This window comes from Agarivorans litoreus, assembly GCF_019649015.1.
Taxonomy (GTDB): Bacteria; Pseudomonadota; Gammaproteobacteria; order Enterobacterales; family Celerinatantimonadaceae; genus Agarivorans; species Agarivorans litoreus.
Map to the genome: position 1 here is coordinate 226,041 of NZ_BLPI01000001.1, position 14,661 is coordinate 240,701.

Here is a 14,661-nt window from a genome sequence, read left to right on the forward strand (position 1 = left end):
ATCACCATGGAACTGTCGGCCTTGACAGCCATTTCCCCGATAGACGGACGCTACGGGGATAAAACTTCTGAACTACGTAGTATTTTTAGCGAGTTTGGCTTAATTAAATACCGCGTACGAGTAGAAATTCGTTGGTTACAAAAACTTGCTCAACAGCAAAACATTGCTGAAGTACCAAGCTTCTCTCCTGAAGCTATCGCATTTCTAGATAGCATTAACGACAACTTTAGCGAAGCAGACGCTGCACGCGTTAAAGAAATTGAACGTACCACCAACCACGATGTAAAAGCGGTTGAATACTTCTTAAAAGAAAAAGTAGCGGCAAATGCTGAGCTTGATGCTGTATCTGAGTTCATCCACTTTGCTTGTACCTCTGAAGACATTAACAACCTTTCGCACGCGTTAATGCTTAACGAAGCACGCAGCGAAGTATTAGTGCCTTACTTGCAAAAGCTTATTGATTCAATCACCGAGCTAGCAAAAGAGCTACGTGCAACTCCGCTACTTTCACGCACTCACGGCCAACCGGCTTCGCCAAGCACCATGGGCAAAGAAATGGCCAACGTAGTAGCTCGTTTACGTCGCCAGCTTAAGCAAATTGAAGCAGTTGAAGTATTAGGTAAAATTAACGGCGCCGTAGGTAACTACAACGCCCACATCTCTGCTTACCCAGAAGTAGACTGGCACCAATTCTCAGAAGAGTTTGTTACCAGCCTAGGTGTACAGTGGAACCCATACACTACGCAGATTGAGCCGCACGATTACATCGCCGAGCTATACGATGCCATCGCTCGCTTCAACACCATTTTGCTAGACTTTGACCGCGACATTTGGGGCTACATTTGCCTAGGTCACTTTAAGCAAAAAACCATTGCTGGCGAAATTGGCTCATCAACTATGCCGCACAAAGTTAACCCAATCGACTTCGAAAACTCAGAAGGTAACTTGGGTATCGCAAACGCCTTGTTTGGCCACCTAGCGGCTAAACTACCAGTTTCTCGCTGGCAGCGTGACCTTACCGACTCAACGGTATTGCGTAATCTTGGTGTAGCCATGGGTTACTCGTTAATCGCGTACCAAGCCACCCTTAAAGGTGTGAGCAAGCTACAAGTAAACGAAGAAAACTTACTTAGCGATTTAGATAGCAACTGGGAAGTTTTAGCCGAGCCTGTGCAAACCGTTATGCGCCGCTACGGCATCGAAAAGCCTTACGAGAAATTAAAAGAACTCACTCGTGGTAAACGTGTAGACGCACAAGCCATGCGTGAATTTATCGATGGTTTAGACATGCCAGAATCAGCCAAAGACGAGCTGAAGAAAATGACCCCAGCCAACTACATCGGTGATGCGGTTAAGCTAGTAGACCAGCTGTAATAACTGCGGCCTATAGCCTCCCGCTTAAGGCCTAGTTAATGCCAAAAGCCACAACAGATGTTGTGGCTTTTTATTTACCGCAAAACACCAAGCCACCTCAAACAAAATAGTAGTTCTACCAATGCTACAGAAGCACGCCTCAAGCTGTATCCACACACTATGATTGAATTTAAACCATTTTTAGTTCACACATAATCCAAACCACGCGCATTAATCCTTGAGCCAGATATATTATAGCATTAGTATCAAACACTTAGACTAGTGTTAAATTAGACAATAGGTTTATTACTGTGCATGCTCGTTTTGCCAGAAAGCGTAATGAGCCTTATTCTTAATTGTTTACTCAATTCAAATAATTAGCTATGCGCGTTTTCACTGGTCTAACAAGGTAAACGCGCATGCGCAATATACAAATGTTATAAGCCAAAAGGAGTTCGGTATCAATTTCATCCAACTATGGCTTCTTAGAAAGCTAAACAAGAAGCCTGCTCCAGAAACAATTCCACGTTCAGGCGATGCTGCTCATTTGGTGGACTGTGTTGTTATTTATGTAAGATCAACAGATGATAGTTGGACTTTACTAGTTAAAAATGTGCACAAAAAAGGACTTGAAGGTAAGTTCTGGAGTGGTGAAAAAGACCATTCTGACGTTTGCATTCCTTTTTCTTTGCTTAAAGATGAAAAACTAGATATCACCCACTTTTTTGGAGCGTATGACCTTAAATATAAATCCCTCACCGATTACTTCTTTTCAGGAGTATTACCCGTTGATAGGTGTAAAATCTGGTTAGGTAAATTAGATCAGTTTCTTTTTAACCGAAAAGGACTAATTAGGTCAGAACGCATTGATACTCTCAAACTTATTTTAGAGAAAACAATCGAGAATAGAAACTTTAAGCTTAATGAGATTACATTGGCTACCATGCTCCACACTCAGAAGTGGGTCTTTCACCCAGATAAAGAGCGCCAACTTAGTTACGGTAAATTATTACTAGAGTCTTTAGTTGAAAGTGGTGAATTAATAAAAGAGCGCTTTGAATACAAGCTTTCAGCTAAAGCATTGAACACAATCTCTGATTATGAAGATGAATTTAGAAAGCACAATCAAAATTTAGCACAATCTAAATCTATGAAGTGGCTCACAATTGTATTAATCGTCGTAGCTATAGTGCAAACAACGGTAGCTTACATAACATCGAAGTAAATGGCTTATCAAGCCATTAATCAGGGACAAATAACAGTTGGCTTTTGTTCACTGCGTTCACTATTTTAGCCAATAATTATTTGCCCGTTAATGGGGAGTTAGAATTTAGAATATGGCATATGACAAAACTCTGATTGCTGAAAATGGAGAAGAATTTCCTTATTCAGAATCATTTGATAATGAAACGTACTATTACCACATCAGTATCGTGTCAGGGCGGGATCGCACTTTGTTAACTAATATGATCTAATTGTGCCAAACCCTCAGCAGCACAGTCATTTTGAACCTTATTGAACACTTATCTGTTGTAGAAGATACTCGATCGGACATCAACCAGAAACACAACCTTATTGATGTTATGTTCCTTGTGATCAGCGCTATCGCATCGGGATGCGAAGGTTGGCAAGACATTGAATTTTTTGGAGAAGAAAAACTCGACTGGTTAAGAAAATATCGACCATTCGAGCATGGCATCCCTCGAAGACACACGATAGCTCGCATCTTGCGTTCCGTTGTTGCGGAATCTTTGCTTGAAGCTTTGGCTCTTTGGATTAACGAACAACGAACTACTCAGAACAAACCCATTATCGCTTTTGACGGAAAGGTTCTACGGGGCTCCTATCGTAACGACAGGAAAACAGCATTGCAGTTGGTCACGGCTTACGACACCGAGCGTGGCCTCGTTCTAAGCCAAAAGCCGACTGAGACTAAAAATGGTGAAATAAGCATTGTTCGTCAAATGCTTGATGTCATTAATGTAAAGGGTAGTGTTGTCACGGTTGATGCACTGCATTGCCAGCGTGAAACACTAGAAAAAATCAAAGAAAAACAAGCGCATGTTGTTGTCCAGGTTAAGAATAATCAGCCCAAGCTTAGAGCGGCTGTTGTGGAGCAGTTCCAAGCGATTTTTGATGCAGGTAAAGAGAAAATAGTCACCGAGGTCAAAGAGAAAAAACATGGTCGCAGCGAAGAGCGATACGTATTTCAGATAAAGGCCAAATTGCCCGACGAATTGGCGAAGAAATGGCCGACGATAAGAAGCATCATAGCAGTGGAACGCCATCGTGTGATCAATGGTAAAGGTACTGTAGATACCTCTTACTACATTAGTTCTTTGTCGCCAAACCACAAACTACTGGGCCATTATATTCGCCAGCATTGGCGGATTGAGAACAGCCAACATTATGTTTTAGATGTTGTTTTTAAAGAAGATAGCTCTCGTATTACTTTAGATGGTGCCGTTGAAAACATTGCGTTATCTAGACGTTTTGTGATGAATATGCTCAAGCAATGCGAATGTGGTGCGCCGAGCCAAAAAGTGAAGCTGAAGAAAGCGGGTTGGAACGATGATTATAGGGCAAGAGTCTTCTTTGGGTTATAAATCCATCAAAGTATGCTCCCGCCCTGAGTATCGTGTGGGGCGATAGAGATGGAGAGCTAGTAATCTTAAAGTTTGGCTCTCATATAGAATTTGATGATGATGGTAGCTGGTTAGACTTTAATGTTTCACCAGAAGAAATTTTTCCCAATCATAATAAGTTAAGCGAGTCTGAAATCTTCAAGTATATGAGTATCCTTTCAGAGCGAGAATCAGAAGCTACCGTTTATACAAAGAAGGAAATGGAACTAAACCACCAAAAGTTCCTAAAACTAAGTACGTGAAACAAGATTCTAACAAGAACATAAATGATCTCCCACAAAAGGGCCTGTAGGCTTTCACTGCTACGCAGCTCGGCTCATTATGTGAGCATTAACTCTAAAGCAAAAAAAAGCAGCCCATGGCTGCTTTTTCTAACTTCGATGTAAGCTGCTAGGCGTTTAAGCCTTGGCTTTTTAGGTACTCTTCGTAAGTACCGTGGAAGTCTACAATACCTTCTGGCGTCATTTCGATGATGCGTGTGGCAAGGCTTGATACAAACTCTCGGTCGTGGCTTACAAACACCAAAGTGCCTGGGTAGTTTTCTAAGGCCAAGTTGAGTGACTCAATAGATTCCATGTCCAAGTGGTTGGTTGGCTCGTCCATCACCATAATGTTTGGCTTTTGCAAAATCATTTTGCCAAACAGCATACGGCCTTGTTCACCACCAGAGATTACTTTAACGGATTTGTTAATGTCTTGCTGTGAGAACAATAAGCGGCCTAAGGTGCCACGAATCACTTGCTCGTCATCGCCCTCTTTACCCCATTGCCACATCCAATCAATCAGGTTTTTATCTTCTTCAAAATCAGCTGCATGATCCTGTGCGTAGTAACCAAGCTGAGCATTTTCAGACCATTTAATGCTGCCACCAAAATCAGTATCACCGACTAAACATTTAAGAAAAGTAGTTTTACCAATACCGTTGGGGCCAATTACCGCAATGCGTTCGCCTACTTCAACCATTAGGTTTAGATCTTTAAACAAGGTTTCTTCATAGCTTTTTTCCAAACCTTCAATTTGTAAGGCTAAGCGGTGCAGCTTTTTCTCTTCTTCAAAGCGAATGTAAGGGTTTTGGCGGCTCGAAGGCTTAACTTCGGCCAATTGAATTTTATCAATTTGCTTGGCACGAGAAGTAGCTTGCTTAGACTTAGAAGCATTAGCAGAGAAACGGCTAACAAAGGTTTTAAGCTCGGCAATTTGGGCTTTTTTCTTGGCGTTGTCCGACAACATTTGCTCGCGAGCTTGGGTTGCAGCTGTCATATATTCGTCGTAAGAACCAGGGAACGTACGCAGCTCACCGTAATCCAAATCGGCCATGTGGGTACACACACTGTTTAAGAAGTGGCGGTCGTGCGAGATGATGATCATGGTGCAGTTACGCTCGTTTAGCACTCCTTCTAGCCAACGAATGGTATTAATATCCAAGTTGTTGGTAGGCTCATCTAAAAGCATAATGTCAGGGTCACCAAACAATACTTGGGCTAACAATACACGCAGTTTCCAGCCAGGAGCTACTTCGCTCATTGGGCCGTAATGTTGCTCGATAGGAATGCCAACACCTAGCAGTAACTCACCGGCGCGCGCTTCGGCGGTGTAACCATCCATTTCAGCAAATTCGGCTTCTAGCTCAGCAGCGCGAATGCCATCTTCTTCACTCATCTCTGGGTTAGCATAGATCGCGTCGCGCTCAGATTTAACCGCCCACAGTTCCTCGTAACCCATAATAACGGTATCGATAACCGCTTTATCTTCGTAAGCAAACTGGTCCTGCTTTAGCTTACCAATGCGCTCGTTAGGATCTTTAGATACATTGCCGGCACTTGGCTCCAAATCGCCACCCAATATTTTCATAAAGGTAGATTTACCACAGCCATTGGCACCAATAAGACCATAGCGATTACCTTCGCCAAATTTAACTGAGACATTTTCGAACAATGGCTTAGCGCCAAATTGCATAGTGACATTAGAAGAAGTAAGCAATGTAAATATTCCGCTTGGTTACGTTACACCAGCAATTTGCTGGGTAATCTGATGGCTAAATTGTTTGGTCGCGCATTATGCCACAACTTGCTCAAACAACGCACATATTAAGACAAAGATCACATAAGCTTAGCCATTTTCCGCTAATACGCCGTAAAACTAAGCACTCAAGAGCTAGCTTAGCGCTTTTATATGACGGCTTAGTTTATTTGGATTATTCTAACAACTCATCATCGTAACGAGGACGAACCATGTCTGACGCTAATAACATTGCTAAAGCCGATAGCCATTCACGCCTGCAATACTTAATTAAAGAAAGCAAAGCTCAAAATCAATTATGGATCTTAATCGACGACGATGGCTGCGTAATGCTTAACTCAGAAGATGAAGACTGCGTACCCGTGTGGCCAAGTAAGGAATTTGCTGACGCTTGGGCCACCGGAGATTGGCAGCACTGTAAAGCCGAAGCAATCTCGCTAAACAAATGGCGTAGCCGCTGGACCGAAGGGCTAACCGGTGACGAGCTGTATGTTGCGGTTTTTCCTAACGAGCAAGAAGAAGGCTTAATTTTATCGCCTTACGAGTTTGAAGATGCCTTAGGTAAAGGCCGTTAACAAATAAACCGCCTTAGATTAAAGCCTTAATCTAAGGCGGTTTATTAAACGCTTATACGAGTGACTACCAGCCTTGGGTATGTTTCTCAATTAACTGGCAATACAACTCAACTTGTTCGGGATTGTCATTTAACGCTGAAATATAATGATATTGTTCCCCACCCGCTTCTAAAAACTCATCACGTAACTCACAAGACACTTCTTCAATGGTCTCTAAGCAATCTGCTGAAAAAGCCGGAGAAATTACATCTACCGATTTAACGCCCTGCTCTGCAAGTTGATGCAGTAACTGGTCGGTATAGGGTTTAACCCATGGATCTTTACCAAAACGGGATTGATAACATAAGCGCCACTGATTTTGCTTAAGCCCTAATACTGCGGCCACTTTGGCTGCCGTATCTTCACACTGCTGCGGGTAAGGGTCGCCATTTCGTGCGTAACGCTCTGGGATACCATGAAAAGAAAACAACAATACTTCACCGCGCGCCGTCAGCTCCCAATGCTGCTTTATCGAATTTGCTAAAGCTTGAATATAAGCTGGCTCGGCATAGTAGTCTTTAACCATGCGTAATTCAGGCAAGTTGTAAGTATTTTTAAGTGCTTTGGCGTAAGCATCAAAAACCGGAGCAGTAGTTGATACCGAATACTGAGGATACATTGGCAATAACAGTACTTTTTGATGTCCCGCATCTAGCACTTGATTAACCACCTCTTTAATATCGGGTGAGCTATAAGTCATGGCTAAATGTACTTCGTACTTATCGCTAAGTTTGGCCGACACTTTATTGCGAATTTGTTCGCTAATCACCTTAAGGGGCGAGCCATTCTTTAGCCAAATTTGTTGGTAAAGCTTGGCAACACGTCGTGAGCGCAAGGGCAAAATAACGCAATATAATAGTGGCAACCATAATAACTTAGGAAGGTTTACCACTCGCTTATCTGATAAAAAACGCCCCAGAAACTTCGCTACAGCGTCAGGTGTCGCTTCATCTGGTGTTCCAAGGTTCACCAATACTACGGCACATTTTAACTCGTTGTCATGTTGTGACATTCAACTATTCCCTAAAAGTGGACAACACAGTGTACGGCATTTTTAGGCATAAAAAAAAGCGGCAATTGCCGCTTTTTTGCAAATCGTAATTAGCAATTAATCAAGTAATTCAACCAATTGATTGCTAATTGCTTCAACAGACTGAGTACCGTCTAGTTTGAAGTATTTGCTGTTACCTAACTCTGCTTCTTTACCGTAGTAGCTGACTAATGGTTTAGTTTGCTCATGGTAAATCGCTAGGCGGTCACGTACGATGCTTTCTTCGTCGTCTGGGCGAATAACTAAATCTTCGCCGCTTACGTCGTCTTTGCCTTCAACCTTAGGTGGGTTGTAAACAATGTGGTAAACACGGCCGCTGCCTGGGTGAACTCGACGCCCACTCATGCGTTTGACGATTTCTTCGTCGGCAACGTCAAATTCTAATACCGCATCAATGTTAATGCCGGCTTCTTTCATTGCATCAGCTTGAGGGATGGTACGAGGGAAACCATCTAACAAAAAGCCTTTTTCGCAATCGTCTTCAAGAATACGTTCTTTTACTAGGCCAATAATTAACTCATCGGAAACTAATTGCCCTGCATCCATTACTTCTTTTGCTTTGATGCCTAAAGCTGTGCCAGCTTTTACAGCGGCGCGAAGCATATCGCCAGTAGAGATTTGAGGGATGCCGTAACGCTCCATAATAAATTGTGCTTGGGTACCTTTACCCGCACCTGGAGCGCCTAAAAGAATAATGCGCATAATTTGCTGTTCCTTGGTCTAGTTTTTAGTGCTTTTACAAGAGACGTGAATTTACACTGATGAGGCCAGAACTACAAGGGAAGCTCGACTAAAGTTCAGTTTGACGAAGCTCTGCATAATAACGCTGTTTATTACTATACATGTTCTGATCTGCTAGCTTGTACAAACCACTAAAGTCTACATCGGTGGTTGAGGCATAGCCCACCGAAAAGCTAACTAAAGGTTCACCGCCAAAGCTATTCAGATCAATACCTACTTGATTATTTTGTCGTGAGGTTAGTCGCTCTTTTAGTAGACTAGCAGATTGTAGCTGAACGCCTGATAATACTGCCGCAAATTCATCACCACCAATCCGATAAAAATCTTCAGTTAAACCTCCACAACAATCGGCTAATACTCTAGCCACAGAAATAATCAACTGATCTCCCTTCTCATGGCCTTTTTCATCGTTCATTTGTTTTAAGCCGTTTACGTCAATAATAAACAAACCCACCTCGGCATCGAGTTGAGTTTCTAATGAGAATTGCAATTCATCAAAGGCTTTACGATTTTTGATGCCGGTTAAAGAATCTGTTCTCGCCACATGATCTAGCTCTTCATTTAGTGTTCTATTTTCTAAAAATGCGCTCAGTTCGGTGATAAACAGCAGAATTCGGTTGCTGCGTTCTTCGGTTAACTTGGGTTCGTTAATAAGCAACCAGCCCATTTTACCGCCGCCACAGCGAATGCCAAAAACATTGACGAGTTGTTGCTTAAATTCGATGCTAAATCTATCCCAACGCTGTCGAGATCTCTCTAAAACGCGATTGCCGAGCAGTTCAAAGCTTTCAACTTCAACAGACAAACTATCATTTACCATACGGTGACCGCGCGATTGTGGTAAGTGAATCACCAAGCCAATATTGGGAAAGCACATTGACAATATACGTAGGGCATCATTAGCGATTTGTCGATTACCTACACTGGCTTCTAACACCCGCCTAAACTGCACTAACTGTTGGAAAAAGAAATTACTTTGCGCCAAGTTATCCATCGACAATTCTAAATCTCGGGTGCGCTCTTCTACTTTATATTCCAACTGACTATTTAAATTTTGTACTTCTTCTAAGTACCCTGCTCGTAATTTATCGATTCGCGCCAGTTCTTGGTTCTTTTCATTAACAGTGCGTAATTGCTCGCCAATAGTACTTTTCATTTCTGTGAGCAGGTTTGCGACATCGGCAAACTCTTGAATAATTAATTTGCCGTTGTTCAGAGAATCAGAATTCCGCCCCTTTTCAAAGTCTCGAATTAGGCCGTACAAACGGCCAAATGCTTTTGCCACCAAATGAGCAAACAACATCACCACCACAATAATCAAGCCTATCACAATGACACTAGAGGCCATGCCAGGAGCCATAGCCTCCTTAACTTGGTTAGCTAGACTCTCTAAACGTTGACCCACTTTTATTTTTATCCAAACTGAGTTCTGATAATTTCGACCTGAAATTATCAGCCGACTACCGTGAGTAACATCGTAAGCGTCATCACCGATAAGATTACCTACCAACTGTTCATCTCGATAAAAAACAGCCAAGCTTTCTTGATCATCAAGCCTATTAGCAGCAACTTCAGCAAGCTTATAAATGGGAACAACGGCGATTAAATAACCTTTCACTACAATGCGGTCTATAGCTCGGTCGGAATATATGGGGACAACATAAACCAAACTGTGGTGTTGACCACTTTTGCCGACTAAGGAGTAGTTATCTACTAAATAAACTTGGCTTTTTGATTCAAAATCTTTAATCGCAAAGGGGCTATCGTAACGTTGTTGCAATATATTGGATTGCTCAAGCGCAAGTATGTTTCCACCGTAGGACTCCACCACAAAACCATCGGCCTCGACCAAATAAAGAGATTCTACCAGTGGAGTATCTAAGACGAAGTTACCAAGAATATCAGGCAGGTGAATAGAGTATAACAAGTCGTCAATGCCGTTCACTACGCTCTCTTGCTCAGAAAGTAAACGCAAACCATTAGTTAAAATTTCATTACTATGTTGAAGCTCAGCAGTAATTTGACTAGCAGAAGCAGCCAATCGGCTATCAACTGATTGATACACAAAATTATACATCTGTTTATACAGTGTAAAAGAGAGCACCGAAACCGGAACAATGGCTACGAAGATCAATAATAAAAATGTGATAGACCGAAGTCTTATTGTCATTTTTTGCGTCCGCGTTTTCGGGTTTCTTTATCCGCTATGGTTTGCATAAATTGAGTAGCTTGTTCTACCGAGTAATTATGCTCCATATACCGATTAAAGCCGCGATCTAAAGCTAACCACACCACGGTCATTTCAGCAGCACCGGGCATCGCTCTAGTTTTGTCCATTTGTTTTAACATGTTTTGTTCATTTGGATTGTTATCTTTAATTATTTTTGAAACTAGCTCAACATTGGCTGGGATTAAACCGCCTTGCTGATAAATAATACTTTGTGCATCATGCTGCTGCATAAATCCACTAAATTGCTTAATTTGTTGGTAATTTTCATCTGACGTTGAGAGACGAGGAAAAGCTAACACATAACCAGAAAACATCGGCAACATTGGCTGACCTTTAATATTGGGTAAAGTGCTTACGCCTAGCCGCTCATCCATACTTTGTTTCAATTCTTTATAAATCCAATCACCGTTAATCATATAAGCGGACTGACCGCTCTTAAATCGTTCTACACTGCAATCGTGATTGCATTTTGGATCCACCAAGCCAATATCTTTAAGCTGTTTGTAAAACGTTAAAGCTTGCTGCATTTCTTTGGTATCTAAAGTTATTTTGCCGTCATTAAGTGGCCACCCTTGAAATGCAGTTAAGAATGGAATGAACCAATACATCTCAGAGTAATTCCAAACAATAGCTCGTTGCTCACCTTGGCTAAGCGCTGATTGCTGCTCTAACAACTCGGCCCAAGAGCTTACGGGTTGTTTAACTAAGTCTTTATTGTAGTAAAGCACCAAATGGTTACCTTGAAACAACGGTAGCCCATATTGTTGATTGTCGGTAAAACCTGCTTTTAGTACGCGTGGTTCAATTTGGGGAATAATCCAGTCTTTAGGTACCGGAGCTAAGGAGATCAAGTCATGCATGCCAACAAAATCACTAGGCACATAAAGAATATCTGGCAAGGTATTAGTGCGGGCTTGGTTAAGCACCTCTTCGCGTAATCGCTCTGACAAGAAGTTATTTTTTTCAACGGTTACGCCGGACAGTCTTTCAAATTCAATAATGGCGTTATCGAGATATTGAGATGGATTATGAGCATTCCACAATGTGACTTTTGCGTTAGCCTGAGCAAGCGTAAACATTAAGCCTATTAACAGCAGTATTTTGCGCATGTTAGCTACCTTTCCGTTATTATTTTTTGTTTAGTGTAGCAATGATTTATCGCTTTATCTGTGAACTCATCCTCTACGTTCACCTCTAAGTCATCTGATCAGTTTAGACGTGATCAAGTAACAGATAACGGTTTTATTTTAAGTCTAAATTCGAAAACAATAGGTAATAAAAAAGGCAGCACATAGTGCTGCCTGCTATTAACTAATAGTTTGCTTAAGCTAATAGTTGGTTAACACGCTTAATAAACGCCGATGGATTTTCTAAACTACCGCGCTCAGCAAGGGTTGCCTGATCAAGCAGTAAGTTTGCCCATTCCGCAAATTTAGCTTCGTCTTGCTCATCGGCAACACGTTTAACTAATGCATGCTGAGGGTTTAATTCAAAAATGTATTTTTGATCAGGTACATCTTGACCAACCGCTTGCATCAACTTCTGCATTTGCGTGCTCATGTCGTTGTCATCAACAACAATACAAGAAGGCGTATCGGTTAAACGGTAAGTTAAGCGAACATCTTTAACCTTGTCACCCAAACTTTCTTTCATGCGCTCAACAAAGCTTGCGTATTCGCTTTCGTCTTGCTCTTTCTGCTTCTTAGTTTCTTCGTCATCTAAGTCGCCAAGGTCTAAATCACCTTTAGTTACAGAAACAAGCGTTTTACCTTCCGCCTCTGGCAAATGGCTAATTAACCATTCATCAACGCGATCATGCATTAACAATACTTCAATGCCTTTACGCTTAAAGATTTCCAAGTGCGGGCTGTTAGCAGCTGCGGCGTAACTGTCGGCTGTAACATAGTAAATCTTGTCTTGGCCTTCTTTCATGCGCTCGATGTAATCGGCAAACGAAACATTTTGCTCAGCACTGTCGCTATTAGTAGAAGCAAAACGCAGTAGCTTAGCGATTTGCTCTTTATTAGCGAAATCTTCCGCAGGGCCTTCTTTTAGCACTTGGCCAAATTCAGTCCAGAACGTTTGGTATTTTTCTGCATCGTTCTTCGCCATGCGCTCAAGCATAGTAAGAACACGCTTAGTACATGCACTTCGTAAATTAGCAGTTGTTTTAGTATCTTGAAGGATCTCACGCGATACGTTTAGTGGAAGGTCGTTTGAATCTAAAACACCTTTTACAAAGCGCAAGTAACCCGGCATAAACTCGTCAGCGTCGTCCATAATGAATACACGTTGAACATACAGCTTAAGGCCATGTTGGCGCTCACGGTTCCACAAATCAAATGGGGCTTTGCTTGGGATGTATAGCAAGCTGGTGTAATCCTGCTTACCTTCAACTTTGTTGTGCGCCCAAGTTAGTGGGTCTGCGAAGTCATGAGAAATGTGCTTGTAAAACTCGTTGTACTCGTCTTTAGAGATATCACTTTTTCCGCGAGTCCATAGAGCAGTTGCTTTGTTAATGGCTTCCCATTCACCTGGAACTGCTGCAACTTTTTCACCGTCTGGACCTTCAGACTCAGGCGTTTCGTCTTTCCACATTTGAACTGGAATTGAAATATGATCTGAGTACTTAGTAATGATAGAGCGTACTTTCCAGCTATCTAGGAACTCATGTTCATCTTCACGTAAGTGAAGAATAATATCGGTACCACGGCCTTCTTTTGTAATATCGGCAACGGTGTAGTCACCTTCGCCAGCACTTTCCCAACGCACGCCTTGGCTAGCTTCTGCACCCGCAGCACGGGTTTCAACGGTTACTTTATCGGCTACGATAAATGCTGAGTAAAAACCAACACCAAATTGACCAATTAGTTGCGAGTCTTTGGCGCTATCGCCACTTAACTGACCAAAAAACTCTTTAGTGCCAGACTTAGCAATAGTACCAAGATGCTCAACAACTTCATCGCGGGTCATACCAATACCGTTATCCGACAAGGTAATAGTTTTCGCTTCTTGGTCGAAGCTTACACGTACACGTAAGTCACCATCATTTTCAAATAAAGCGTTATTTTCTAAAGCTTTAAAACGCAGTTTATCGGCAGCATCGGCTGCGTTAGAGACTAATTCGCGTAAGAAAATTTCTTTGTTTGAATATAGAGAGTGGATCATCAACTGGAGTAATTGTTTGACTTCAGTTTGAAAGCCATGAGTTTCTGCATGAGCTGCATCAGTCATCGTATTGTTTCCTTGCTTTTACACATACTTCGTTAGTTGCTAAACGATATGGGGGTAGCCAATTTTAATTTCAAGCAAACAATTCAAAAATTTATAAATGAACAAAAAAAGCCCACCAGAAGTGAGCTTTAGATCTGATGATTGCCAAATATTAGTCGATTTGCTGACGACCAATCAAGGAGTGAGAAAGTGTAGTGCCATCTACGCTGTCTAGCTCACCACCTAGTGGCACGCCATGTGCAATTCTTGATACTTTAATTTGATAACGTTTGGCCATATCGGCGATGTAATAAGCGGTAGCCTCGCCTTCTACGGTGGGATTAGTTGCGAGGATCAATTCAGCTACCTCTTCTTGGGCCAAGCGCTGTTCCAATTTATCTAGGTGCAGCTCGCCAGGGCCAATGCCGTCAAGGGGTGAGAGATGGCCCATTAATACAAAGTAACTACCAAAAAATTGTGCGGTTTGCTCGATAGCAGCAACATCTGCTGGGGTTTCAACCACACAGATTACCCCTTTACTCATTCGCTTAGGCGATTGGCATATAGGACACAGTTCTTCCTCAGCAAAATTGCGACACACCTTGCAGTGGCCAATTACGTCCATAGCATTGCTAATGCTAGCAGCAAGCTGTAAGCCATCTTTACGTTTGCGCTCTAACAAGTGAAAAGCCATACGCTGGGCACTACGTGGGCCTACACCGGGCAATACCTGTAGCGACTTAATCAATTGTTCTATGCTGGGGCTGTATTTCATTAAACTTCCACTAAACTCAA

Annotated in this window: 11 protein-coding genes; 4 read left to right on the forward strand and 7 right to left on the reverse strand. The window is 42.1% G+C overall.

Features of this window, described 5'->3' with window-relative positions; translation table 11 throughout:
- The first annotated feature begins 6 nt into the window (after nucleotides 1-6).
- The 3 genes from purB to K5L93_RS01060 all read left to right on the forward strand — a co-directional run bounded on the left by purB (nucleotide 7) and on the right by K5L93_RS01060 (nucleotide 3,959).
- Nucleotides 7-1,374, forward strand: a complete 1,368-nt coding sequence (gene purB / locus K5L93_RS01050) for an adenylosuccinate lyase (RefSeq protein ID WP_220718087.1) — start codon at nucleotides 7-9, stop codon at nucleotides 1,372-1,374.
- Between the two features lie 592 nt (nucleotides 1,375-1,966).
- Nucleotides 1,967-2,578, forward strand: a complete 612-nt coding sequence (locus tag K5L93_RS01055; protein WP_220718088.1) for a hypothetical protein — start codon at nucleotides 1,967-1,969, stop codon at nucleotides 2,576-2,578.
- Between the two features lie 280 nt (nucleotides 2,579-2,858).
- Entirely contained in the window at nucleotides 2,859-3,959 is a 1,101-nt protein-coding gene (locus tag K5L93_RS01060) for an ISAs1 family transposase (protein WP_220721412.1), read from the forward strand.
- Nucleotides 3,960-4,388: 429 nt separating this feature from the next.
- Here K5L93_RS01060 and K5L93_RS01065 read toward each other — a convergent pair whose 3' ends face one another.
- The gene (locus tag K5L93_RS01065; protein ID WP_220718089.1) at nucleotides 4,389-5,978 is read right to left on the reverse strand and encodes an ABC-F family ATPase; all 1,590 of its coding nucleotides are present in this window, start codon (nucleotides 5,976-5,978) and stop codon (nucleotides 4,389-4,391) included.
- A 251-nt stretch (nucleotides 5,979-6,229) separates the two neighbouring features.
- Here K5L93_RS01065 and K5L93_RS01070 point away from each other — a divergent pair, with 251 nt between their 5' ends.
- Nucleotides 6,230-6,592, forward strand: coding sequence for a DUF2750 domain-containing protein (locus tag K5L93_RS01070; RefSeq protein WP_220718090.1), 363 nt, complete (start codon nucleotides 6,230-6,232; stop codon nucleotides 6,590-6,592).
- A 64-nt stretch (nucleotides 6,593-6,656) separates the two neighbouring features.
- Here K5L93_RS01070 and hemH read toward each other — a convergent pair whose 3' ends face one another.
- The 6 genes from hemH to recR all read right to left on the reverse strand — a co-directional run bounded on the left by hemH (nucleotide 6,657) and on the right by recR (nucleotide 14,641).
- The gene (hemH, locus tag K5L93_RS01075; protein ID WP_220718091.1) at nucleotides 6,657-7,643 is read right to left on the reverse strand and encodes a ferrochelatase; all 987 of its coding nucleotides are present in this window, start codon (nucleotides 7,641-7,643) and stop codon (nucleotides 6,657-6,659) included.
- A 96-nt stretch (nucleotides 7,644-7,739) separates the two neighbouring features.
- On the reverse strand, nucleotides 7,740-8,384 hold the full coding sequence (adk, locus tag K5L93_RS01080) for an adenylate kinase (protein ID WP_016401043.1): 645 nt from the start codon (nucleotides 8,382-8,384) through the stop codon (nucleotides 7,740-7,742).
- An 88-nt stretch (nucleotides 8,385-8,472) separates the two neighbouring features.
- Entirely contained in the window at nucleotides 8,473-10,500 is a 2,028-nt protein-coding gene (locus tag K5L93_RS01085) for a sensor domain-containing diguanylate cyclase (protein ID WP_220718092.1), read from the reverse strand.
- 89 nt (nucleotides 10,501-10,589) lie between these two features.
- Nucleotides 10,590-11,762 (reverse strand): sugar ABC transporter substrate-binding protein, encoded by a 1,173-nt coding sequence (locus K5L93_RS01090; protein ID WP_220718093.1) that lies wholly within the window; start codon nucleotides 11,760-11,762, stop codon nucleotides 10,590-10,592.
- Between the two features lie 214 nt (nucleotides 11,763-11,976).
- A complete protein-coding gene (htpG, locus tag K5L93_RS01095; RefSeq protein ID WP_220718094.1) occupies nucleotides 11,977-13,887 on the reverse strand; it encodes a molecular chaperone HtpG in 1,911 nt (636 codons plus the stop codon).
- Nucleotides 13,888-14,038: 151 nt separating this feature from the next.
- Nucleotides 14,039-14,641, reverse strand: coding sequence for a recombination mediator RecR (recR, locus tag K5L93_RS01100; protein ID WP_220718095.1), 603 nt, complete (start codon nucleotides 14,639-14,641; stop codon nucleotides 14,039-14,041).
- Nucleotides 14,642-14,661 lie beyond the last annotated feature (20 nt).